Here is a 23,454-nt window from a genome sequence, read left to right as displayed (position 1 = left end):
ATTTGAAGGCTTGCGTCAACTTTTGAGTTACAATGCCCGAGGTCTTTATCTGAGGGCAATCCTCAGCTGCCCAAGCTCCCTCCCCGGCATCTTGCGGGAACGGGTTTTGAATGGTATAAAAATAACAGGGATTACTATATGTCATTGAAAGACAAGGAGAAATGGGACTCCAAATACAGCACCGAGGACTGCCTCGCGGGTCGTGATCCCTGCGGATGGCTGACCGAAAACCGGGAGGCTCTGACCGGGAAAGGGCGTGTTCTGGACCTCGCTATGGGGGAAGGCCGTAACGCAATTTTTGCGGCACAGCTCGGTTATGAGGTACTCGGGGTCGATATCTCGGAAGTCGGCGCCCGCAAAGCGGAGTCTTTCGCCCAGCAAAAAGGGGTCTCAATTGAGACGCAAGTGGTCGACCTGGACTCCTGGCCGCTCCCGAAAAATACATTCGATCTGGTGATCTGTTTTTATTTTCTCGACCGAAAACTTTTTCCCGCCATCCGCGACAGTTTAAAACCCGGCGGTCTTGTCATTTATGAAACATTCAACAAGGACCATTTGAAATACAGCGGACTGAAACCCGAATGGGTCCTGGACTACGGCGAATTGTTAAAAACCTTTGCCGACTACCGTATCCTCCACTACCGGGAAACCGATGACCATGAAGATGAAAAAGGAACCGCATCTATCCTCGCCAGAAAAACCGAAAAACCTGATGACGATTCAAAATAAAGTTTCTACCGGAAATACTCTGGGAAAAATAATTTACCTGCTTGCAGGAGTCGCCCTCTTTGTTTCGGGCTGCGTGGGAATACCCGACAAGACCCGACAACTCAAGACCAAAGACGTCACACTCGAATACCACGACAAACAGAACGACCGCGATATCGACAGCATCGACCTGCAGCATCCGTTCTCCATTTCGCAGGAAACCGTCGAGACACAGATCATGTCTATCTTCTACGAACACATGGCGCTGGTTTCCGACAAAGAAAACGTGTTCAACAAAGTGCAGCTTCCCAATTTGTCTCGGTTGCTCACCAAGGCGCTCAACCACGCCAAACCGAATCAATTCATTTCATTTGAAGTGAAGGGAGATGGCGGAAACACAACCGGCGACCTGTTTGCCGCAAACGGAAAACTGCACTGGCGACTCAACCGGATCAACGGGGAAGGGTTTACCAGAAAAGCCTGGGCGCGCAACGAACAACGCTGGCGGCTGGCCCCACGACCGGGCCAGAAGTTTTACGTCAAAAAATTATTGATGGAACGCGAAATCCACAACTGGATCATTTCGAGTCTTGACCTGCAAACACCGCGCTCTGCCAAGAGTAAGAAACGCAGAATAAAATCACGCCAAAAACCCTCGACCCAACAGGCCGCCCCTTCAAGGGCACCCGCCTCTACATCGAGAGCGAAGGAACTCGAGCTGGAACGCAAACTCGGCATCCTGAACGGCCTCAAATCCAAGGGCCTCATCGACAACGACGAGTTTGAACGGAGAAGGAAAGCCCTGCTCGATCAGTATTTTTAAATAATAGATACTTACTAAAATCAATATTACGTTTAGAGAATGGCAGGGGATTATCGTTTGTCTGAGTTTATTTCCACTTCTTCTTTTCGCATAATAACCCTCCGAAAAAGAAAGCTCTCACTTCACCCGCAATAAATAAATCCCATCGCGGACGGTGAGGAAGACGTGCTCGACGCGGTCATCACGTTTGACGGTCTCGTTGAAGTTGGCAATCGCGCGGTCCCAGTCGTCGACGGGATGCAGCACCCTGCCGCTCCACAACACATTGTCGACTGCGATCAATCCGCCTTTCCGCATCTTCGGAAGAAGGGCCTGATAATAGTTCAGGTAATTGGCCTTGTCAGCATCGATGAAAGCAAAATCAATCGGACCCGGCACGGTGGAAATTGAGGTCAGGGCCTCCCCCTCCAGCAATTTTATTTTTTTACCGTGCGGACTTTCATCAAAATACTTCTGCGCTACGGCGATGGCATCTGGATCGATTTCACAGGTGAACAGTTCACCATCCTCAGGCAGAGCTTCGGCCATGGAAAGGGATCCGTAACCACTGAAGGTACCGACTTCCACCACCCGACGGGCATTGCTGATCTTCACCAGTAGATTGAGAAAGCGCCCCTCGATCCGACCGGTCAGCATTTGCGGTATATCCAGGGAAGCGTGGGTTTCTTTTTTCAACCGGTTTAGCAATTCGCCTTCGTCTTCGGTGTGATCATGTGCGTATTGTTCGATTTGTTCGTCTATAAAATCCATGAAAGTCTCCTGGTTGAAATATTCAATTTTTTAGTTTTATTCGAGTCCCTGGTGTAACAGAAAAATCACCCTGCTTCGCTTCCCTCTTTTACAAAGAGGGAATATTGTATTAACCCAAAATAAAAGCCCAAGGCGAGATTCGGAGTTTATCCAGAAATTTATTAATCTGCCCGCCCGGCCAGGGCCTGCCAGCAATACCAGGTGGCGATTGATTCATAGGGTCGCCAGTTGGCTCCGATTGCCCGAAGCTTTTTCGCATCCGGTTGGGATTTTAATTTGTAAATTTTCTGCACACCTGCCTTGAGACCCAGGTCGTCGACGGGCAGGACATCGAGTCTGTTCAAGGAAAAGATCAGGAACATTTCGGCTGTCCAGCGACCGATCCCTTTCACCTGGACCAACTGTCCAATGATCTCCTCGTTGTCTGATTTAGAGAATCGCCTTGTTTTGATAAGGCCCTCATCAAAATGACGAGCCAGATCTTTCATATAACTTATTTTTTGTCGGGAAAGCCCGGCTTGCCGCAAGTCTTCATCAGATAAATCCAGAGTCAGTCTGGGGCGGGGTCGCCCCCGGGCAAACAGGGAGCAAAACCTGTTGTAAATGGTTTCTGCGGCTTTGGTGGAAATCTGCTGGGAAACGATCGCCCGCGCCAGAACAATGAAATATTCCTTGTCCGGAGAAAGTCTATGCGGCCCCACCTTCCTGATGATAGCGGCCATTTTGGGATCCTGCCTCTTGAAATGTGCGAGGACCTGTTTTTGACCGGGGAGGACCTGCATGGCGATCAGTCGCAGTGCAGGAATTTAAATCGGGGGAGATCGGGTTGGTCGAGTAAACGCTGTTTGATATCCATCCCTGTCTGCTTGATAAAGTTTTTACCGAGGTCCAGCGTGATCAGGTTTTTCAAATGGCCGCTGTCTAAAATACAATCGACAGCCGAATCATCAAGACCGTTATCTCCCAGATACAGTTTTTCCACCGTGTTCAAAATGGGGGACTGGCAGAGAGCCTGCAGTCCTTCGTTGGTCATGCGCACCCGTTCCAGATAAAGTTCTTTCAGTGAACGCAGGTGCGGTGATGCTGCCAGAGCCTTCACCCCTTCCACACCCAGTGGATTGACCTTGGCATATAAAGTTTCGAGGCCGGCCAGGTTTTTTGAACCCGCAAGGGTTTCCATCGCCTCAGGCCCCAGCCGGTTGTACTGTATAAAAAGGATTTTCAGGTTTCGTAGTGTTTTGGATTCTGCCAGTGCGCTAATGGATTTTACGGTGAGTTTGTTGTGGGCGAGTGACAGGGTATGCAACCGCGCGATGGTCGGGAAACCTGCCAGCAAGACCACCCCATCATCCTCAAACTCATTGGAGTCGAGCCAAAGAGCCTTGACCGTTTTAAGGCGCGGCCAGCCACCCAGCCAAACCATTTCCTCCAGATTGATGTCCTTATCGTTCAGTTCCAGTTTGAATTTGGGTTCCTCACCTGATTCAGCATCGGCAAACATCCGCGACTCGTCCACCACCATCGCTTCGGCATTGTCGACACCCGACTCCACCAGGGTCATGCTGTGGCGCAACAGGCTTTCAAACAGTGGGCTTATTAAATCCATCCCTGCTCCTGAAAATGAAGGCAGATTTCCATACTGGTATTTTCCGGTTTGACATAAGATGTGTCGCAGACAAAATCTGCAGCGGCCTTATATTTTTCTTCACGCTCCGCCATGATCTGCCGCTGTTCATCCTCAAAACTGACACCGTCCAGAAGTGCAGGGCGGTTCCTGTCCCGTCGTAACCGTTCCAGTAAAATGCTGAATTCTGCAGTGAGTAACACGACACGGCCACAGCGTTTGAGCCTGTCCACATTGCGATGGTCGAGAACCACCCCGCCTCCACAATCGAGAACGGCATCTTGTGCTTCATCGCATACTTCCTGAACCACCTCGTATTCCAGTTCACGGAATTTCGGCCATCCATTCCGGGCCACAAATTCAGGAATCACCATTCCCCCTTTTTTTTCAATAATTCGATCCAGGCTGTAAAGCTGACGCTCCAACCGGCGAGCCAGGATCCGACCCACCACCGACTTCCCGGTTCCGCGGTAACCCATAAGAACAATATTCATGGCAAAGAGGGTATAAGAAATTATTCAGGGATGCAATCTTCCCTCCATGATTTCAATAGAAAGGAGAACATTTTTCCGTTACCAATTCATAAAACTGACGACCTTTTGGAACAATTCTTTTATGATATACTCGGATAAAGTTTCAGAAGATCCATTCAAAGGCTCGACCACCTACAGAAAGGGCGCCTGCCGTGAAACCTTCAATAAACAGGACGATCAAACTGTTTTTACTTGGAATCATAATCCTTCTTTCTACAACCACAACGGTAACTGCTTTGGACCGGGACGCTGCGCTCGAACAAAAGTGTCAGGAAAAAAATTCTTTCGCCTGTTTCACCATTGGTGAAAAACTGCGGACGCTGGATAAGAACAACACCGAAGCGCTAAAATATTACGTCAAAGCCTGTGATGGAGGTTGGATGACTGGTTGTACCAATGCCGGTATCCTGAAAACCCTGGAAGGGGAAACCCATGGGGATTATCAAACGAAAATGAAAATTTGGAAACAAGCGGGCAAATATTTCACCAAAGCCTGTGACGCTGAAGAAAACAATGCCTGCTCAAATCTTGGGGTGCTTAAATACAAAGAAGGGCGTACCAGCGCAGCTAAGAAATATTATAAAAAGGCCTGCGACCTTGGAAACAACCTGGCTTGTGGTCTCTACAAGAATCTTGAAAAATAATGGCAAAAAAATCCACGTTCACCGCAAAGGACTGGGAAAAGCTGGTCAACGATGGGACCAATTACGGGGACCTTGGGGACGAGTTCACTCCTAAACAAAAAATCCTCTTCGAAAGCATCAAGGATAAAAAAATCCTGAAAGTCCAGGATGCCTATGCTTTTTCCAAGCAAGGGAAAAAAGAAGAGAATCACGCCACTGAACTCGCTGAACTGATTGCCAGCTTCGAACCTGTCAAAAAAGTCACCAGTTTCATCATCACCCACAATGGGCTGACCCCTGAGGCACTCAAGATCCTGATTGATTCGGACTTCGTAAACGATGTCGAGTATCTACAACTTGGCTCAAATGAACTGGGCGATGAAGGGGTACAACTGATCGCCAGTACTGAAAAATTTAAAAATGTTCACACCCTTAATCTTGAATGCAATGGTGTGGGTCCGGAAGGAGCCAAGGCACTGGCAACTTCTCCCTATCTCAACAAAATAGATTATTTGAGTCTGGTGGATAACCGCGTGGGGGAAGAAGGTGCCTATGCGATTGCCAACTCCGACAACCTGGCCAGTCTGACCTACCTTCACCTTGGTGGGAATCGCATTAAATCAGAAGAAGCCAAGGAAGCTGTCCGCCAGTCAAAAAAACTGGTGAACATGAAAACTCTTAAGATATTTTAGCCCGGCCTTAGCCTCCGGGCACTTCTTCATAACCCGGCCTTAGCAGCTCTGGGCGGGAGTAATTAACATACCCGGCATCTTCACCCATATCTTCACGCAACAGCAGTTTTTCCAGCTTTGGAAGTGACTTGTGTTCGTATAATATTTTCGCCCCCACGTCTTTGAAATAATTTCGACCGATGTACAACGTTTCAAGAGACTTTAAATTCTCTGATTCTCCGAGAGCTTTTGCCCCTTCCTCGTCAATGGCGTTGTTGGTCAACCAGAGAGTTTTGAGGCCGGAAGGAATTTTTGACTTTGCGAAAGCGATCACCCCTTCGTCCCCCAAACGGTTTCCGGACAAATTAAGCGCTTCCAGAGCCGGTAGCCCGCCTTCCTCAAAAAGTGCGCCGCCCCCTTCCTCTCCCACATAGTTTCTTTCAAGATTCAAAAAAGTGAGTTGGGACAATGTCTGGCTCTTTCCCAGAGCGCGGGCCGTCTCCGGTCCGATTTCGTTGTAGCTGAGATTTAGCCACTCGAGCTGGGAGAAGTTTTTCGATCCGGCAATCGCCACACCTGCTGCATCTTTCAACCGATTATCATCCAATGAAAGAGCTTTCAGGTTTTTCATCAGAACGCTGTCGGACTCTGCAATTTCGGCAACCGCTTCTGAAGTAATAAAATTCACAGAAAGATTGAGGTCCAATAATTGGGTAAGGTCTTTGGCTTCGAAGATAGATTTCATTTCTTCCAGAGCAATCTGGTTATCGCTCAGGTCCAGCTTGGTCACCGTTTTCAAATCCGGGAACCCAGTAAGGATAGCCACTTCATCGGCACCGAAGTGACGTCCCGTGAAAGACAAAACCGTGGGATCCTTTTCCAATTGAGCCCTGATTTCACTCTCAAGCTTTTCTTTTTTTTCCTCAAAGTCTGGCTCACTGGATTCGTAAACAGAATCGCCGTCACTACGGATCGCCATTAAACCTCCAAATTGTATTGAAATTGTTGATCGCCCAAATTGAAGCAAAAGTCAGTGTATTTTAGCAAGTCTCCAGGTTTTTCCCAAGCAAGAGCAGACAGGAAAAGTGAATTCAGAGGGTTGGGAAGACATCGGGCCCTCCAGGTCCTTTTGCAGGTCCTGAAGGGGACCCAGTATTCACCCAAACCTTGAGGAGCAACCCCTGTTTCATCCTTCGTTTAGAAAAGTAGCCCCCAGACCTCGAAAACCGCCAGTCCCTTATAAAACAGCGAATAACAACAAGCCCCCAACATTATTAAAAAAAATTAATGGAACGTTAATTCAAAGTTAATGTTGGTTTCTTATATTAGCTACAGGTCATCAGGGAATGACCAACTCTAACCGCCCCATTTGAAAGGAGGGCCTGACCATGACGACATTTAAATCACTGGATATCAGAGGCCTGTCTTTCTTCAACGCTTTCAATATGACAAATGACGCAGTTAATGAAGTAAAGACGGATGGTATTCTGGAAATTATAATCGACAAAAAAAAGAATTTTACCGATGCTTTCCGCGAGTGGGCTAAGGAACGCGGTTACCAGGTATCGGGAGTAGACGAAAACGATGGACTTATCCGGATGTTCATTACCAAAGTAGCCAGACTGAAAAATAAAAAACGCTGATTGTACCAAGGGGCCACCGGTTTTTTCGAAAAGTTTCCCCAGGACCCTCCTCTCCCTGGGAGTCACTGCCCTCCTCAAACGAAAAAGCCGGGGCCTCTTTTTTTATTCCCCGCCACTACAACTGCTCGTTCTCATTTCCGGTTCCGCTCGTAAATCAAACTCAACCCTTCAAGTGTTAAAAAGTCGTCAACTTCTTCGATACTTTCGACTTGTTCCGCGATTACCCCGATCAACCCTCCTGTTCCAATCACCCGCGCCTTGGATTTCATTTCTTTCTGCATTCGGTACACAATACTGTCGATCATCCCAACAAATCCATAGACAGTTCCGGACTGGATACTTTCCATCGTCGACCGACCAATCACGTACTCGGGAACGGCCAGGTCCACTGGAGATAACTTGGCTGTATTTCGAAATAACGCTTCCAGCGAAATTCTAAGACCGGGTGCAATGGCTCCCCCCAAATATTCTCCCTGGGCCGAAACAGCGTCAAATGTTGTTGCCGTTCCAAAGTCAACCAGGATCAAGGGTCCACCATATTTTTCAAAGCCAGCTACCGCGTTAACGATGCGGTCTGCCCCAACCTCTACAGGATTTTTGTACAAAATCGGGATACCGGTTTTAACCCCTGGACCAACAACCAATGCTTTAGTCCCAAAAAATTTGAGGGATAACTCTTCAAACACGGGCACCAGAGGGGGGACGACACAGGACAATATCAGGGCGTCGATGGTCTCAGGGTCCGCAGAATTAAGACGGATAAACTCCTGCACCAGCACCCAATACTCATCTGTCGTCCGGTTTAGTTCCGTGCGGATGCGCCAATGCATCAACAGCTTTTTTTCCCGGAACAGGCCAAAGACAATATTTGTGTTTCCAATGTCAACTGCGAGGAGCATGAGTCAGCCTATCTCGAATCAGTCGAGCTCGAAAGCTTCGGCGTAATTCAATTTGAGGGAGGTATCCTGCTCTTCCTTGAGAAGCAGGCAGCCGCCAACCGAGAGAACATCCAGGTCAGTTCCCATAAAACATCGAAACGCATCTTCAGGAGAACCCACAATGGGTTCGCCTCGCACGTTGAAGCTGGTGTTTACGATGACAGGACATCCGGTGATTTTTTTAAACTCCGAGATGAGGGCGTGATAAGCCGGATTGGTGTCGGCATGCACTGTCTGGATTCGTGCAGAATAGTCGACGTGTGTGACTGCCGGAATATCCGAACGCGGCACATTGAGTTTGTCGATGCCAAACAGTTTTTTCTGTTCATCTGTCATGGCAATGTGCCGTTTTTTCACAACATCGGCAACCAGCAACATATAGGGGCTGTCTTCATCGATATCGAACCAGTCGGAAACATCTTCCCGTAAAACAGAAGGCGCAAATGGACGAAATGATTCTCGAAACTTTACTTTTAGGTTCAAAACCGACTGCATGGAAGCTGATCGTGCATCCCCGAGAATAGAGCGACCGCCAAGAGCACGCGGACCAAACTCCATTCTCCCCTGGAACCAACCGATTGCCTTTTCATTTGCCAGAGCCTGCGCGCATTGTTCGATCATACTATCCTGGTCCAATACGGTAAATTTAGCTCCCACAGATTCCAACCTGCGTTGAATGTCCTCCTGGTCGAATTCCGGCCCAAGGTAGGAACCGCGCATTTGGTCTTTCCCATGAGTCAGTTTACGTGGCTGCTGCTTGAACAAGTGGTGTCCCGCCAGCGCGGCACCCAAGGCTCCTCCGGCATCACCTGCCGCTGGCTGAATCCATATTTTCTCGAAACATTTGTCGCGCAACAACTTTCCATTGGCCACACAATTAAGAGCAACTCCACCTGCCAGACATAAGTTTTTAAGGCCAGTTTCTTTTGCTATGGAGCGCGCCAGTTGCAAGACCAGCTCTTCCGTCGCATGTTGAACAGAAGCGGCGAGGTCCATATGCCTTTGGTCCAAACGATCGGTCTCTGCCTGTCGAGGGGGACCACCGAAAAGGTCGTGAAACTTGTCATTGGTCATGGTAAGGCCGGTGCAATAATTAAAGTATGAAAGGTCCAACCGAAACGACCCGTCATCTTTAATATCCACCAATTGTTCCAGAATTTTTTTCGAATACCTGGGTTCACCATAAGGTGCCAATCCCATCACCTTATATTCACCGCTGTTGACTTTAAAACCTGTGTAGTAGGTGAATGCCGAATAGAGGAGGCCAAGGGAGTGGGGAAAATGAATTTCCTTGATCATTTTAAGGTCGTTCCCTTTTCCATGCCCGAATGAAGTGGTCGCCCATTCGCCAACACCATCCATTGTCAATACGGCTGCCTCCTCAAAGGGAGATGCAAAAAAAGCACTGGCGGCATGACTGAGATGATGCTCAGAAAACAGCAGGCGCTCCTCCACCCCGCTCTCCAGCCCGAGTGTCTTAAGCTCATCAATCAAAAGTTTTTTCTGGAAAAGTTTTTCCTTAAGCCAGACAGGGATGGCTTTTTGAAAAGAAACAAACCCTTTGGGAGCAAAGGCCAGGTAAGTTTCGAGCAGGCGTTCGAACTTCAGGAAGGGTTTGTCATAAAAAACGATATGATCGAGATCAACAGCAGAGAGGCCCCCTTGTTTAAGACAGAACTCTATGGAACGATGCGGAAAACCAGAATCGTGTTTTTTTCTGGTAAACCTCTCTTCCTGGGCTGCAGCTACTATTTCGCCATCCACCAGCAGAGCTGCTGCGCTGTCGTGATAAAACGCTGAAATCCCGAGGATGTGCATGTCGTCCGACTAAAAAAGCGTATAGATGAAGGGGGCTACTGTAGAACCCTGAGTCAAGACAATCAGGCCACCCATAAGAACCATCATAAGAAGAATCGGAAGCAGCCAGAATTTTTTTCTGACACGCATAAACGCCCACAATTCGGAGAAAAAGGACATGGTGACTCCTAAAACTGGTTGGACAGGGTTTCGGGATCCGGCCCTGGTGGATCACGGGGAATCCAGTAACTGTTTGCTTCGGGCTGAAACTTAAGACGCAGCAGGTCTTTCCCTGTAAGGCGCATGAAAAGCCCCATCGGGGTAACCACCACAAAAAAGATGATTCCCATTACAATTGGACTGACAATTTTGCCCATCAAAAGGCCTAATTTCGTCCAAAGCTTGTTCAGAGGAGCTAAAACTGAAGGGTAAACTGCTCCCGACAGGCCAAAAACAGCACTTAAAACGAGGAGCCAGGTTTTCAGGTCCCCAGATTTGTACCAGATAAAAAGAGCAATCGCGAGAAAAATCCCGGAAAACCAAAATCCAAAGGATCTATCGGTAGATGTCTTTATTTGATGTTGGTTGTCTAGCGTCTCGTGTGCCGTCATAGAGGGTGATTATACAATAAATCAATGATCTGGAAAGACGTATTCTTTCCCAGGATAGTCTGACCTTGAATCCTGAAGGATCCCTTGAAAAAGGTTCAAAAAAAACTGGTTAGATTTTGTTCAATTAAAAAACTTGAAATGCTTACTTTGGCACCACCGCACCTGTCAGGGAAAATACCTTTCCCCATTGTACGCCTAATTATCCTTTACCCAAAAAAGCTAATCACATAATTTATTGAAAAAGGCCTATTTAAAACAGACTTACAGGATAACAGCCTAATCAGCCACAGCCTTATAAAGCCCAAACAGGCTAACATCTATACGAAATTTCATATAATCGATCCATATAAGTAAACTATTAATTTTGAAATGTAACTCTTAATGAATTAGCTGGAAAACCCGTTTTCATAAAAAAAACCACCGAACAAGTTCAATACTGTCATAAACCGGGCCAAACACCACAAACACAACTAATTGATTTTATTAGCCTTAGATCAGAAGTCGCCTTTCACACAAAAAAAAATCCGCATAAAGTTTAAATCAGTTATTATAATCAAACCTTTACAAGATGTTTGGACTACTTTCGCACCTTAACCTCCTCTGACTTGTCAGTTTTTTCTTACAGGTTGCTGAAGATGACCCGAATTCGTCTACAACATTTAAAGCCGGGCATGTTAATTAGTGAGGACGCACAAACAAATTTGGGAAAGGTAGTGCTTTCTCGCGGAACGCGATTGGGTCAGGATGATATTCAGACACTAAAGGCCTGGGGTATTCCAGAGGTAGATATCCTGGACCCTGGTTCTGAACCTGCAGGGAGGGGAAACGAACCTCTTTCAAATTCTCCAGAAGTATCAGAAGAAATTATTTCACAAGTTAAAGTTCTGTTTGCAAAAAGCAATATTGATCATCCGGCAATTCAGGAGTTGCAAAGACTGGCAATCCACTCACGGTTACCATAAGAGGATAAATTCCTTTGCAGGTCACACCCGACAGCCTTGTTGAAAATAACCCTAAAATTTCGTCGCTTCCCGAAATTTTTTATTTAATTAATGAAGTTATTTCTGACCCGGATAGTTCTTTCGGCGATGTTGCTCAGGTTATCAGCAACGATACTTCTTTGTCACTTCGCTTACTGAAAATTGTCAACAGTCCCTTTTTTAATTTTCCACAAAAAATAGACACCATCACCCACGCCATTTCAATTGTTGGGACAGAGCAATTACGTGATCTGGCTCTTGCCACATCTGTTCTTACCCGGTTTAATGGAATAAACGATCCCAAGATTGACATGAATTCCTTTTGGCGACACAGTCTGGGTTGTGGGGTTACTGCGCGAGTCCTTGCTCTCCAATGCAGGCAGCCCAACGCTGAACGTTTTTTCCTCATGGGCATGGTTCACGATGTGGGAAGGCTGATCTTGTTTGAAAACCTTTCGGACAAAGCCTCTCAACTATTGAACCGGGAATCCCCAGAGGAGCCAACTCTTGTGGACAGGGAAAAAGACATGCTCGGGTTTCATCATGGTGACATTGGAGGTGCGTTGTGTCGGGCATGGAATTTACCCACTCTTTTGGAACAAGTTATCACCCATCACCACCATCCAGAAAATGCAGAAGATTTTTTTCTTGAAACAGGCCTCCTCCACCTGGCAAACCTCATCACCAAAGCCATGGAGCTTGGCAACAGTGGAGACACGTATGTATCCCCGCTTGATGAAGCAATGTGGAAACGAATCGGTTTGACCCCTGGACACCTTTCCTCAATCTGGAGCCAGGTTTCCCTTCAATTTGAAGAAACCGCTGATGTTATTCTTACAGGCTAAAAACAATGGATAAGCAGGAACAGCTACAACAAGAAACCCCACAAAGTTTAAAATCGCGTCTGGACCACCTGGAAAGAAAGAACCAATGGTACTACTCTGCTCTTGAGTTGGTCGCTTCGCTGGGGGAAATTCATCGTAGTTTTAACCATCTTGAAGATCCGGTCGAAATTTTCAGGGATGCCAGCCCGCTTATTCAACGGGTAGTGCCTTTTGACACCATGGCATTGTATCTGGTCGAGTCGGAACCTCCCAGGTTTGAATCCCAGACATGCGAACCAAAGGAAAACCAGAACGAGGTTCAGGATGCAGTTCACAACTGGATAGAGAACGGCACTTTTGCATGGGCCTTACAGCAGACAAAGCCCATGTGGTTGGAAGAAAAAAAGGGGAATTCCACCTGGTTGCTTCAAGCGCTGGCAACCCGTTCTACAGTGCTGGGCATGATCGTGGCCCGTATTCCAGAGGACCAGCATCGACCGCATCAGGACACCAGCAAAGTTTTGTCTATCATCGCACAACACATCGCCCAGGCCATCGAAAATGCCCTTCTATTCCGTAAAACAAGTAAGCAAAACCAGGAATTGGAAAAGTTGGTAAAAAAAAGAACCCTGGCTCTGGAAACCAAAACAGTAGAACTTGAAGCACAAGTACGTGAAGTCAATGACTTTTCTCACCTTGCTTCCCACGACCTCAGGGAACCTTTACGGAAACTCACATTATTCAGTGATCGGCTCAAGTTACACTTGCAAGCCAATTTGGATGAAAAGACTTCAGACTATCTGGGAATCATGAACCGGGCAGTCAACCGTCTTGAAACCCAGATTGAAGGGTTACTCAATTTATCCCGGGTCACTACACAAGGACGACCTATCCAGAAAATTCAACTCGATCGTTCACTACAATTTGTCATAAATGAACTGGCCATGGAAATTGAGGAATCCGGGGCTCTCATTGAGGTTGACTCACTACCCTCCCTGCATGCAGATCCGATACAAATGCAACAGATGTTTTCAAACCTCTTGCACAATGCAATTAAATATCGTTCACCCGGAAAAACTCCAGAAATCCGGGTTACCGCAGTAAAAAATGAAAACGGCTTCTGGTTGATTGGAATTCACGACAATGGAATCGGGATTGAACCCGAACAGCAGGACAAGATTTTTAAACCTTTTGAAAGGCTTCATGGCCAAAAACAATACGAAGGGGTCGGGATGGGGCTTTCAATCTGCCGAAAAATTGTCGAACGCCATGGCGGCAGTCTTTATGTGGAAAGTGACATCGGAAAAGGCGCTTCGTTTTTTATAAATCTACCCGAATCAGGATAATTACTAACCCATTTGATCCAGACTCTATCCGGATGTTTGAGGCTAATACGCCGCCTCTATAATTATTAGACAGATTTTTTTTATTTAAACTGGCAGTCTGGAAGGTTTTGGAAATTATTATTCCTGGCCAAAAGTTTCATCAATGGTTTTGATGACTTCCTTTTGTAACCCTTTTTCCAAATCGCGTTGCTTTCGGGGGACGAGTGCGCTCCGACCGGGAAACGATAAATTCAGTATTGTTGGTTTAGTTTCCGTTTCAATAGAGTGCTTGGACTTCAACCCATCTTTGGTCAGGGGTTCCATTTCAGCCTTTCTGAAAACCACTATCAAGAACTCCAACCGTCATTTGCATAAGATGTTCCAAGTATAATTCCTGATGGTTTTTTTGGTCGGGTTCAGTAGACAAAATCTGCCTGTTTTGAGGTTTTTTAGGGTTTTGTTTTTGTTTGTGGTCTTTCATGATTGTCTCCATTAACTTTTACATCTGAATCACATCTTTTTCAGCAAAACCTGTACCAAAACCCAGCTCCCAACAAAAAAGAACTCAATTCCTTAATTTACAATAAGATATATCGTATATTTTTTCTTAAAAATATCCTGATTTGCGTCAAAAAAGCGGCTGATTTTACCCATTGAGGGAAAAATTATCCAGATATCATGTTCGAAAATTGACAAACCCAGGTGCTTGTCCTAGATTTGGTTGAACTTTTCCTCTGGAGTTTTATGAATCGTAATCAGGTTGTCGCACAGAAAGACAAACTGGCAGGCAAAGACCTGACAGAGCTTGATCTTAGCGGTCTCGACCTTAGTGCTGGAAATCTTGCGGAAGCGGACCTCACAGGTTGTAAACTTTGCCAGAGTTCATTCCATTCGGCTCAGTTTTACCGATCGCGGCTGCGAAATGCTGACCTTACCGGAGCAAACTTCCATGAGGCCGATCTGACAGAGGCCAATATCAGTCAATCTGACCTCACAGATGCAAATTTCACAAATGCCATACTTGAAGCAGCGGATTTTCGTGAATGCACGCTGCTTCGTACCTGCCTGGACCACTCTGACCAGACAGGTGCATTCTTCACCAAAGCTTACCTTGTGGACGCTTCTTTCAAAGAGGCCGACATGAAAGCTTCTGATCTACGGGAAGCTGAAATGTTTGGAGCTGATCTGGAAGGTGCCGACTTGCGTTACGCCAAAATGTCTGGTGCACGTTTGCAAGAGGCCAATTTAAAAGGAACCGACCTTGGAAACGCCGACTTAACAGGGGCCACATTTGAAAATGCGGTCCTGAAAGATGCAGATCTTTCCAGCGCAGTTCTTGAGCACGCAAACCTCAATAACGCAGACTTAAGTAACGCAAATCTGTTGGGTACCATTGGACTGGAGTGCGTTCAACTGGAAAAGGCCCGGATCACCAGCGAAACCCTCCTCCCTGAAAATCTGGAGGTAGTCTGGGAAAAGGATAACCATGAAGGGAACGCTCATCTCTCCTTCAAATGCAGAGAAATCCAAAAATAACTTCAAAAATGAGGTTTTGCTTAAATTTTTTAGGAATACTTTATATCGAAACTTTTTATTAACTTATAATTTTTTCTTTCATAAAGGCCTGAATCAGCTACACTAATAAGAAATTAAACTTGCGGGTTCCGATAAAGTCCTTGGCAGTTCTCCTTATCCATCATGTGTTTAGAATTGCCCTTCAAAGAACCCTGTAAATCTATTTAGAAATGATTGGAAAACAAAAACTATCGTCTTTACAAGACAACACCAAGTTAGTGATCAATCAGATCACCCTTCTTGCAGAAAAAATTCAGAAATCCAACCTTCTGGATTTACATGGTAATACACCGGAAGAAGAACGAAATCGCGTTGTCAATGAGCTGAGCAACCTGAAAGGGAAAGTTCCCAAAATCCTGGAACGGGTCGAACCCGCAACGGAAGAGCTCCCTCCCCCACAAGAACGATTAAAGATTCTTTCTGAAATTGACTCTATCCTGTTTTCTATCAAACATGGGGTAGAAACCCTTGCCAGGGAACACGACGAATGTAATCTCGACCTGCATAAACAGGAGGTAGTAAAAGCTGTTGAATTGTGCAGGGAAGCTTTTGATTGGATCCTTCCCCAAATCCACAATGAAATGATGTATCTGGAAAAATTTTACGGCGACCCCTTAAATGCACAGAACACCATAATTCCTGAAATTGAATTACTCGTCAACAAGCTGGAAGAACATCAAATTTCTCATGATGATTTTCTTTTGGGCTTCAATATAAATGGCAAGGATCATCCCGGTTTTCGAGAATTAAGAACACGAAACAGAGTGTATTCTGATTTTCAGTTTTACGACCACAGTTTTGAGACCTACAAGGGGGTAAATACCTGCTTCTACGAAATCTGCAAGGCCATGGAATCCCTCTTGAAGGAATGGAAGCTGGAAGACAGCTTCAGTTATTACCTGAAGCGTATTCGGGAAAAGTCGCGACCCATAGCCAAAATGGGGGACATTTTTGATGCTGCCAGCTTTCTGGATCAATTTTACCAGCAGGCTTCCAGAAAGTATTCGTTCACTGAGGAAATGAAGCGAGTCAAACCCCTTATTAAAGAATTCCATGATTACCGGAAGCGTCTGGTGATTTACAATCATGAGGCAATCCAGAAAGCCAAGCTAACGCTTGACAACAAGTATCAAAACAGCCCAGAGCACAAACGCTATTCTCTCATCATGACGCGGGTAGAAACTGGCATTAAAAATCAAATGCTTTCCTTTATTAGTTTAGAAAATATCTTTGAACAGTTAAAAAATGATGATTTTAACATTGTGGTAAATACCGGCGAACCAGCCTCAATTGGAATCTCCATCACTCCACATCATGAAAAGCTATATGGCCGCGGATTGCTTGACCGTGTCAACACTATCTTAAGTGAAATTGATTTCTGGTACCCACCGAAAATGAAAAAGGACATCCTTGAGGAACTATCCATTCCATTACAAAAACTCCAGGATGATGAACTGACAGAACGAAACGAATTTTTTAAACGCATGCAAAACTTTGACCAGGAAGTCGAATCAAAAATTCGCCAATCCTACAGTGAACGTGTGCGCGAAGGCCAGATGATTCTTTCAAGTTTTGAAAAAATATTTTCAGATAAATCCGTACAGTCCAAATTAAAAGATCGTCTGGCCAATCAAAATATATGGAATGAAGTCGCACCAAGAATTGAACACATTAAAACCGAATTGACTGCAGCCAGCAACATTTCGGGTGAAAAAAACAGCGTCCAGAAATTCCCGCATTTAAAAAACGGCCTGGAAGAATTCAACCAATTACTTTATGACCTTTCAATGCAGTTGTTCGTTCTATTTCCTGGAGCAGAGGACCAATGGATAGCCAACATGGCGGGCATCCTGTCCATTTGCAACGACTGTCATGATATTGCAACACTTTGGGCAGCGTTCTCTCATTACCATAAAAAAATTGCGATACCCAATTTCCAGGTCAATGAATCCATGATCATGGAAACATCCAAAAACCCGCTGTGCAAATCCCGTTTTAAGGAGTTGTCAGCCGCCTGACCCCCAATACTGTCGATGCCTCTGAGCACACGAGCACAATCGACTTTTACGCTTTTTGCCGTTACACTTTCCATCGGCACATCCCTTCTTGCTGGAGAGTGGTTTTTAAGGTCTTTCTATCATTTCCCGGATTCTCTCGCCCCCTTCACTCCATTTCGAAACAATCTCCCTGGCTCACATTTCCAACTGGTTCAAAAAGAATTTGATATAACACTGGAATACAATCGCCAGGGATTTCGCGACAGTGACTTTGAAAAAAAACTGGATGCACCCAAAAAATTAATCTTTCTTGGCGATAGTTTTATTCAGGGCTTTGGTGTTGAAGAGGAAAACCGGGCATCCAATCTGGTAGAAACTGAATTAAACAAGAACTCAACGGGTCGCACCGTCTCCGTATTCAACGCCGGACAAATCATGTCAGGCCCTTTCCATTATTTTTTAAACCTGATACGTTTCGGAATTGCTCTAAAACCCGATGTCGTCGTGGTTGGATTGTTTATGGGAAATGATTTTATAGAGGCACACCATCGCCTGATTCCAAATGGTTACAGGGTGAGAGAGCAATACCCTATTTACAGTCGAGAATTGGATGACAAACCTTTTTGGAGAATCTCCTATCTACTGACTCTGGTCCAATCTTTCCTGGACAAAAAAAACCTGATCCAACGCAGAATAAATTCTAATCAGTATTGGAAGTTTTTTTATGGCAAAGAAATCAACCGTGATTTCTTTTTCGAAATGAGTGGGATGGATCACAAAGAATTTGAAAACCATATAAGCACTATTCCTGAATCCACTCTGGATGATTTTTTCTCAGGCCGAATCAATCCAAGCTACCTGACCTCCTCGTTCCTTTCCACCAAAGAAGCAGCCGGTCCATCCTACACAGGCGATGACATTCGAAACGTTTTTAATGCCATCTACGAAATGTATTTCATTTGCAGTCAAAGAAAAATCCCTTTTCTTCTTGTTATTTTCCCCAGCCCTTACCAGGTTTTCCCCCAGGAATACAGCACCCACTTAAAACAAAACTTTGGATACAAAAAGGTACCGGAAAGTTTAAAAGAACTGGACAACATTCATCAGGCATTAATTGAATGGCTGCGCATCGAAGCAATCGATTCGATAGATCTGAAACAAATATTAAACATAGAAGATTATTATCTGTTTGATGGTCACCTGAACTCGAAAGGACAATTCAAGGTGGCCGACCAGATTCTTAACAGAATCCGTCCCTGGGTGGAAGTAAACTAATCTTAATGTTGGTTTTCTAAATACCCAACCAGTTCAATAAGCCACTAGAAGACGCAGGGGAAGAATAATCTCCTTCATCAGTAAACCAAGTACTTATCGTATCCAAAACCCGGACCACACCATCCACCAGATCACCCTGCCAGGTATTTTTCAAATCATTGTCTTTTAGCCAACTTACTCCAGCGTCAAACATAATCCGTAATGGTTCGGAAACAGAAGGATGCTCCTTAACCCATAGCGCCCACCCCGGGCCGTATTTATAATACAACCGCACCAGCCGGGTTCCGGACTCACTTGCCAGCAGAGTATTATCCCGAAATGATCGGAGTACCGTGATTTGGTCTGCCAGTGGGTCCTCATAGACAGCTGTCGCGACAAAACAAGTAATGGATCCGGACATTAAAACAATTTGACGGGATAAGTTTAGAGCTCTTTGCTTATTGGCGGTTGTCCAGCCTTTTGTCAAGGGACCAACAACAACCTGACCAGAGTCTGCATTGTTGATAGTGAATGTGCCGGAGCTGTCTTTTATGACCGCCTGCGAAATATTCTTGGAATTAACTGGCCCTTTCTGGCCTGGGGTATCCATTTCCGGGTACGCAGCTTTTAACTCATCAAAAGATTCATAAGAACGAATCACCTCCAGCAAAAAGGCCACATTCTGTTTTGATGAACCACTCTTCCCGGGCATATTCCCTGTTACCGGGATGGAGTATTTATCTCCGGGAGCAAAGCTTTCCAGCGGATAGGCTTCCTGGCCTCCGGGAGCAATACCAATCATCATAGGCACTTTCATTTTTGTTATTGCTTTTGGGCTGGTATTGCTAAATGAGAGGTTTTTCGCAAACTTTTCTATGATTATTTCGTTTTGTTTTTTAATTCGCTTTCTTGTTTTGGAATCCGCTCCCTTTGGGATTTCCAATGTCTTGGGTTTTGAGTTGGGCTGAAGAAAATATATTTTAAATGCTACTGCAAAAGTCTCTGGCTCCTCGGGTTCCAAATCAGTATCCTGTCCGGCAAGGGTGGATTTATCAATACAAGACTTTCCATCCGGGCTTTCCACACGATCGCTCGGGCAACGGCAGTCATATTGTCGGGTCGTTGGGTCCTCTACGGCAATACTTCCGGACTTTTTCGACTGACAGGTAACGTTTGCCTGCTGTTGATCGGGTTTTTGGTCTTCCTGCTGGGCCTGCATTCCGGCTTCGATTTTTCCAATCGCCTGTTCAATGCGGCCGCGAAATTTATCGCATTTAGTATGACCTCTCGCTTCTTTCAATAGTGCCAGAGCCTGTTCCAGTTGATTATCCTTGAATAACTGGTTGGCCTGAGCGAAGAGAGTTTTTGTTTTTCCCTCATACCGCACCCGCTCAAAATAAAGCGCTTCCAGTTTTGCCCTACGTGGATCACTTCCAAGTGTTTTGATCAATCCTTTGGCATTTTTGAATTCACAGGCAGCAATGGCAACACGAGCTGTGCCAACCAATTTGTCGGGCCCCTCCCGAACCATTGAACGGGCCAGAGCGACACATTTCATGGCATCGGCCCCGGATTGTTGCGCCGCCTCCGAAAAAACTTCACCGGTATCAGCGACAGCCTTTATCCGGGCAACAGATTCCTTTAATGAACTGCCATCCGAACCCGACACCCTTCTGCTGAGTGATTCCAGTTGTGGCTGCAAGACCTGGTGATTTGCCTTCGCACTGGCAAGTCCGTCTTTTAGTGCAAGTAATTGGGCCGCAGCTTTTTCATCGCAGGGCGTCACCTGTTGAGTGGCCGTCACTACTCTTCCAAAAGCCGCATCCAGTCGAGCCAGTTGATCCGTTTCTCCAGAAACACTCCGCCCCTGAGAAAAAAGACTTTCGGCCCGCGCTTTTAATTCAGGTAATTTTTTTCTCGCTTCTGCTGCCTGAACACTCGCTTCTGAGATCCGGCTCAACTGGTTTTCAATGGACGTGAGCGCACCCGCTTTTTCCTGAGCCCTTTGCAAAATCGATTTCAATTTATCCGCTGCACCACCAAGTGCCTGAGCCTTTGCCTCTGCATCAGATGCCATGGTTCGAACACGAGTGTAAGCCTCTCCGGCTTTTCCAGCAGCAGATTTGGCGTTGCGACCCGCTGCTTCCGCTCTTGGGACAAGTTTCGCTGGCTCACCCTGTTTTTTCTGCAAAAGCTCGGCCTGCTCACAAGCAAAGAGGGCCTGGCTTTCAGCTGTTTTTTTATAGTCGATAATGGATTCAGAAATTCCCGACGCATCGCTCGACATTTTTTGTATTTCCACAACGCGCTGATTATGGTTTTCGATTTCCTGTCGGACAGCATTCATTTCCGACTTTAATTTCGGAAAATCTGATTGAAACTGATTTAAATCAGCTTCAACTTCTCCCAAACCGGATAATACCTGGCAGGCCTGACTCAATTGGGAAGAGGCGGTTTCAGCCTGGGTTGCCACCATTTCCAGTTGACCCGCTATATCAGCAATTGAACCACCTTCCTCGGATGGTCCTTCTTTATCTTTATTCTCTTCCTGTTCATCCTCTTCAAACTTGAGTGGAAGGGTGAGACTGAATGATTCTATGAATGGTCTTTCAGTAAGATCAAAGCCCAACTTGTCAGGTTCTATTGGAAACGTTTCACTCCGAACATTTCCCACGCTGGCCGAAACCTTCGCCGAAAGAGCAGATGATTTGGTAACCAGATGGGCTATGAAACGGCCTTTACCATCCGCCTGATTTATTTCACAACCCGGTAATTCCCGCGAATTACTAAACGACAGGTCAATATTAGCTCCCCCGCAATTAGGACAGGAACGTCCTGGTTGCTTTTCGTCCAGCACCCAACCCCTGATTTTAAAAAGAGACAGATGCTCCACCTTGTCAAAAAAACGGGAGTAAGTTTTATAAGCTGCGGTTCTCCTTCCCCCAGTAGACTTCAACTTATTGTGCTGCTCTACGAAGGCGAGTGCATAACTGGTTTTCAGGTCTCGGCGAGATTGCTCGAAAAGACTCATAAAACGCTCGACCTGCTGCCCAGACTCTTTTTCGATCCACCTGTCTACCTTTTCCACTGTGCAAGAGGGCTCTCCATAGGGATCCGCACCTCTGCGCAATGATTTGATCTGTCCACCCAGCGCATTGATGACAAGATTCGCCTCTTCTCTCAGCCCAACAACCCCGGATTTTTTGCTATGGTTTTTTCCACGGGGAGAATCTTTTGGATAAGGAGTGTTATAAACTTCAGCAATGGTCGGGATATCGTTTGATTTTCCTGCATAGGAAGCGAAATTGAGTCGCTCGCCCTCTTTAATCAAACGAATTACTTCATTTAATCCCGCACTCCCTCCCCCTCCGGGATTTCCCTTGATAAACTTTTTACCGTCCCAGAAAAACAACTGATTGTTATTGTGTTTGGGTTCCGTCTGATAAAAAACGTTACTGAACAAACCGTCCAGTTCCAGCGGGCAGGCTTCATATTCCGGGCCGAAGGTCCCAATCAAGGCCTTGTTTTTGGGATCTTTCATGGAATGGGTTTCCCCCCCAATACAAAACCCTTCCCGACCCCGGATCATTTTTTCAAGGGCCAGAACCTTGGCCAGCATTTCCTTGCCGATGTCTCCATAGGCTTTCACGATTTGCCCGAATAAAGACACGATAGGAATATTACTGTCTTCTGCGACTCCGCCAACCAGAGACAACAGGTCCATCATCCCTGCAATTTTCTGGTCGGGGACATCCGTCTGAAACGCACCTGCAATGATGACCACCGCATCTTTTATTTTGTAAGCCTCGTTTAGCCCCTTGATACGCCCTTCGTATTCCTTGAACTTTCTTAAATAATCACCACTGAACCCGTATTTCTCCAGAGCATCGCTGATATTTGTATCCCCCGCTTCGATTTCCTGCTGCATTTTGGTGAAACGGTCAAACTTATCCTTTGCCCCTTTCATTAAACCTTGTAGTCCGGTAATAATCTCCATAGAAGCACCGGACATATAGTCATTGAACAAACGGGCCAGAGGTTTGGCTTTTGCTTCCAGATAAGCGTGAACATAAGTTTGTATTTCGTTCTCGGGTTTAGCCAGCCATTCCAGAGCCTTGTCCATGGCCGCCGGAGAATTCGGCGCGAATTTGGCCTGCTCTTCCGGTGGGAGGTAGTCGTAAATTTTCAGTGCTACAAATTGCAGAAAGTAAACATAGACATCCCGCTTGACCGACTCAACACCGGCATTGAATTGTTTTTCAGCAGCACTGTATCCAGAGATGTCCTTCAATCGAGATTGCGCAGCACCTTCAAGATCGGCTCGCATCTTCTGGCATGCCGCAAGAAAAAAGGAATTGCCGCTTAAGCTGACGCCTTTCAGGGTGAATTTTCTTCCCTGCGCTTTAGCCGGCAGGTACTTTAAAATTTCTTTACAAGGATCTTTGGTTGAAAGAGTGATAACCAGTGTTCGCTCAGCAAGAACTATATTTTCTTCTGGAAATTGATTTAACCGATGGAAGGCCCCGGAAGGAATATTATTTGGCCCGGAATTCGACAAAGCACCAATTGAGGGGGAAAAGAGCAAAAGAATGCCACAAAAAGACAAAACCAGAATCGCAAGAACTTTTGAGAAGGAAGAGTTTCTAGAGATATTTTGGATGGAAAATTTTTCGGATCGCATCGAACCCCCTGGAAATATTTTTGCCCTTGAAGGGAACTATAGCGAACTCGGGAGGGGTTGTAAAATCTCAGATACTAACGGCAGGAAGTCCCGATAT

21 protein-coding genes are annotated in these 23,454 nt (G+C 45.9%); 11 read left to right on the top strand and 10 right to left on the bottom strand.

The window, feature by feature from the left end; genetic code table 11:
* Positions 1 to 138 precede the first annotated feature (138 nt).
* Together G3M70_12085 and G3M70_12080 are read left to right on the top strand one after the other, a co-directional pair.
* A complete protein-coding gene (locus G3M70_12085) occupies positions 139 to 729 on the top strand; it encodes a class I SAM-dependent methyltransferase (protein ID QPJ62571.1) in 591 nt (196 codons plus the stop codon).
* Complete coding sequence (locus G3M70_12080) at positions 713 to 1,531, top strand: hypothetical protein (GenBank protein ID QPJ62570.1); 819 nt, start codon at positions 713 to 715, stop codon at positions 1,529 to 1,531. Before G3M70_12085 ends, G3M70_12080 begins: the two co-directional genes overlap by 17 nt.
* 117 nt (positions 1,532 to 1,648) lie before the next feature.
* Here the strand turns inward: G3M70_12080 and G3M70_12075 are convergent, their stop codons facing one another.
* The 4 genes from G3M70_12075 to G3M70_12060 form a co-directional block, all read right to left on the bottom strand.
* Entirely contained in the window at positions 1,649 to 2,281 is a 633-nt protein-coding gene (locus tag G3M70_12075; GenBank protein QPJ62569.1) for a methyltransferase, read from the bottom strand.
* A gap of 161 nt (positions 2,282 to 2,442) precedes the next feature.
* Positions 2,443 to 3,063: a DNA-3-methyladenine glycosylase 2 family protein gene (locus G3M70_12070; protein QPJ62568.1), complete on the bottom strand. Its 621-nt coding sequence runs from the start codon at positions 3,061 to 3,063 to the stop codon at positions 2,443 to 2,445.
* Positions 3,064 to 3,068: 5 nt separating this feature from the next.
* Entirely contained in the window at positions 3,069 to 3,887 is an 819-nt protein-coding gene (locus tag G3M70_12065; protein QPJ62567.1) for a hypothetical protein, read from the bottom strand.
* Positions 3,878 to 4,399, bottom strand: coding sequence for a shikimate kinase (locus tag G3M70_12060; protein ID QPJ62566.1), 522 nt, complete (start codon positions 4,397 to 4,399; stop codon positions 3,878 to 3,880). The genes G3M70_12065 and G3M70_12060 overlap by 10 nt, the downstream gene beginning before the upstream one ends.
* A 191-nt stretch (positions 4,400 to 4,590) precedes the next feature.
* Between G3M70_12060 and G3M70_12055 the strand changes: the two genes are divergently transcribed.
* Together G3M70_12055 and G3M70_12050 are read left to right on the top strand one after the other, a co-directional pair.
* On the top strand, positions 4,591 to 5,082 hold the full coding sequence (locus tag G3M70_12055; GenBank protein QPJ62565.1) for a sel1 repeat family protein: 492 nt from the start codon (positions 4,591 to 4,593) through the stop codon (positions 5,080 to 5,082).
* Positions 5,082 to 5,753: a hypothetical protein gene (locus G3M70_12050; protein ID QPJ62564.1), complete on the top strand. Its 672-nt coding sequence runs from the start codon at positions 5,082 to 5,084 to the stop codon at positions 5,751 to 5,753. Before G3M70_12055 ends, G3M70_12050 begins: the two co-directional genes overlap by 1 nt.
* Before the next feature lie 7 nt (positions 5,754 to 5,760).
* Here G3M70_12050 and G3M70_12045 read toward each other — a convergent pair whose 3' ends face one another.
* Complete coding sequence (locus G3M70_12045; protein ID QPJ62563.1) at positions 5,761 to 6,711, bottom strand: hypothetical protein; 951 nt, start codon at positions 6,709 to 6,711, stop codon at positions 5,761 to 5,763.
* A 409-nt stretch (positions 6,712 to 7,120) separates the two neighbouring features.
* Here G3M70_12045 and G3M70_12040 point away from each other — a divergent pair, with 409 nt between their 5' ends.
* Positions 7,121 to 7,375, top strand: coding sequence for a sulfurtransferase TusA family protein (locus tag G3M70_12040; GenBank protein QPJ62562.1), 255 nt, complete (start codon positions 7,121 to 7,123; stop codon positions 7,373 to 7,375).
* Positions 7,376 to 7,506: 131 nt separating this feature from the next.
* Here G3M70_12040 and G3M70_12035 read toward each other — a convergent pair whose 3' ends face one another.
* The 3 genes from G3M70_12035 to G3M70_12025 all read right to left on the bottom strand — a co-directional run bounded on the left by G3M70_12035 (position 7,507) and on the right by G3M70_12025 (position 10,721).
* A complete protein-coding gene (locus tag G3M70_12035) occupies positions 7,507 to 8,274 on the bottom strand; it encodes a type III pantothenate kinase (GenBank protein QPJ62561.1) in 768 nt (255 codons plus the stop codon).
* A gap of 18 nt (positions 8,275 to 8,292) precedes the next feature.
* Positions 8,293 to 10,131 carry a carbamoyltransferase gene (locus G3M70_12030; GenBank protein QPJ62560.1) on the bottom strand — a complete coding sequence of 613 codons (1,839 nt, stop codon included), beginning with the start codon at positions 10,129 to 10,131 and terminating at the stop codon, positions 8,293 to 8,295.
* A gap of 167 nt (positions 10,132 to 10,298) precedes the next feature.
* A complete protein-coding gene (locus G3M70_12025; protein ID QPJ62559.1) occupies positions 10,299 to 10,721 on the bottom strand; it encodes a hypothetical protein in 423 nt (140 codons plus the stop codon).
* A gap of 635 nt (positions 10,722 to 11,356) precedes the next feature.
* Here G3M70_12025 and G3M70_12020 point away from each other — a divergent pair.
* The 3 genes from G3M70_12020 to G3M70_12010 are packed head-to-tail and all read left to right on the top strand — an operon-like array spanning position 11,357 to position 13,871.
* Positions 11,357 to 11,683: a hypothetical protein gene (locus tag G3M70_12020; GenBank protein ID QPJ62558.1), complete on the top strand. Its 327-nt coding sequence runs from the start codon at positions 11,357 to 11,359 to the stop codon at positions 11,681 to 11,683.
* A gap of 14 nt (positions 11,684 to 11,697) precedes the next feature.
* Positions 11,698 to 12,546, top strand: coding sequence for an HDOD domain-containing protein (locus G3M70_12015; protein QPJ62557.1), 849 nt, complete (start codon positions 11,698 to 11,700; stop codon positions 12,544 to 12,546).
* Between the two features lie 5 nt (positions 12,547 to 12,551).
* Positions 12,552 to 13,871 carry a GHKL domain-containing protein gene (locus G3M70_12010; GenBank protein ID QPJ62556.1) on the top strand — a complete coding sequence of 440 codons (1,320 nt, stop codon included), beginning with the start codon at positions 12,552 to 12,554 and terminating at the stop codon, positions 13,869 to 13,871.
* A gap of 117 nt (positions 13,872 to 13,988) precedes the next feature.
* Here G3M70_12010 and G3M70_12005 read toward each other — a convergent pair whose 3' ends face one another.
* On the bottom strand, positions 13,989 to 14,174 hold the full coding sequence (locus tag G3M70_12005; protein ID QPJ62555.1) for a hypothetical protein: 186 nt from the start codon (positions 14,172 to 14,174) through the stop codon (positions 13,989 to 13,991).
* Positions 14,175 to 14,594: 420 nt separating this feature from the next.
* Here G3M70_12005 and G3M70_12000 point away from each other — a divergent pair, with 420 nt between their 5' ends.
* The 3 genes from G3M70_12000 (at position 14,595) to G3M70_11990 (ending at position 18,697) form a co-directional block, all read left to right on the top strand.
* On the top strand, positions 14,595 to 15,386 hold the full coding sequence (locus G3M70_12000; protein ID QPJ62554.1) for a pentapeptide repeat-containing protein: 792 nt from the start codon (positions 14,595 to 14,597) through the stop codon (positions 15,384 to 15,386).
* 209 nt (positions 15,387 to 15,595) lie between these two features.
* Positions 15,596 to 17,443 (top strand): hypothetical protein, encoded by a 1,848-nt coding sequence (locus G3M70_11995; protein ID QPJ62553.1) that lies wholly within the window; start codon positions 15,596 to 15,598, stop codon positions 17,441 to 17,443.
* Positions 17,444 to 17,458: 15 nt separating this feature from the next.
* Entirely contained in the window at positions 17,459 to 18,697 is a 1,239-nt protein-coding gene (locus G3M70_11990) for a hypothetical protein (GenBank protein QPJ62552.1), read from the top strand.
* Positions 18,698 to 18,713: 16 nt separating this feature from the next.
* On the opposite strand, the gene G3M70_11985 is transcribed toward G3M70_11990, so the two are convergent.
* Entirely contained in the window at positions 18,714 to 23,357 is a 4,644-nt protein-coding gene (locus G3M70_11985; protein ID QPJ62551.1) for a hypothetical protein, read from the bottom strand.
* Positions 23,358 to 23,454: the final 97 nt, after the last annotated feature.

The organism is Candidatus Nitronauta litoralis (assembly GCA_015698285.1).
In the GTDB taxonomy this organism is placed as follows: Bacteria; Nitrospinota; Nitrospinia; order Nitrospinales; family Nitrospinaceae; genus Nitronauta; species Nitronauta litoralis.
This window is presented reverse-complemented; position numbering and strand designations above follow the sequence as displayed.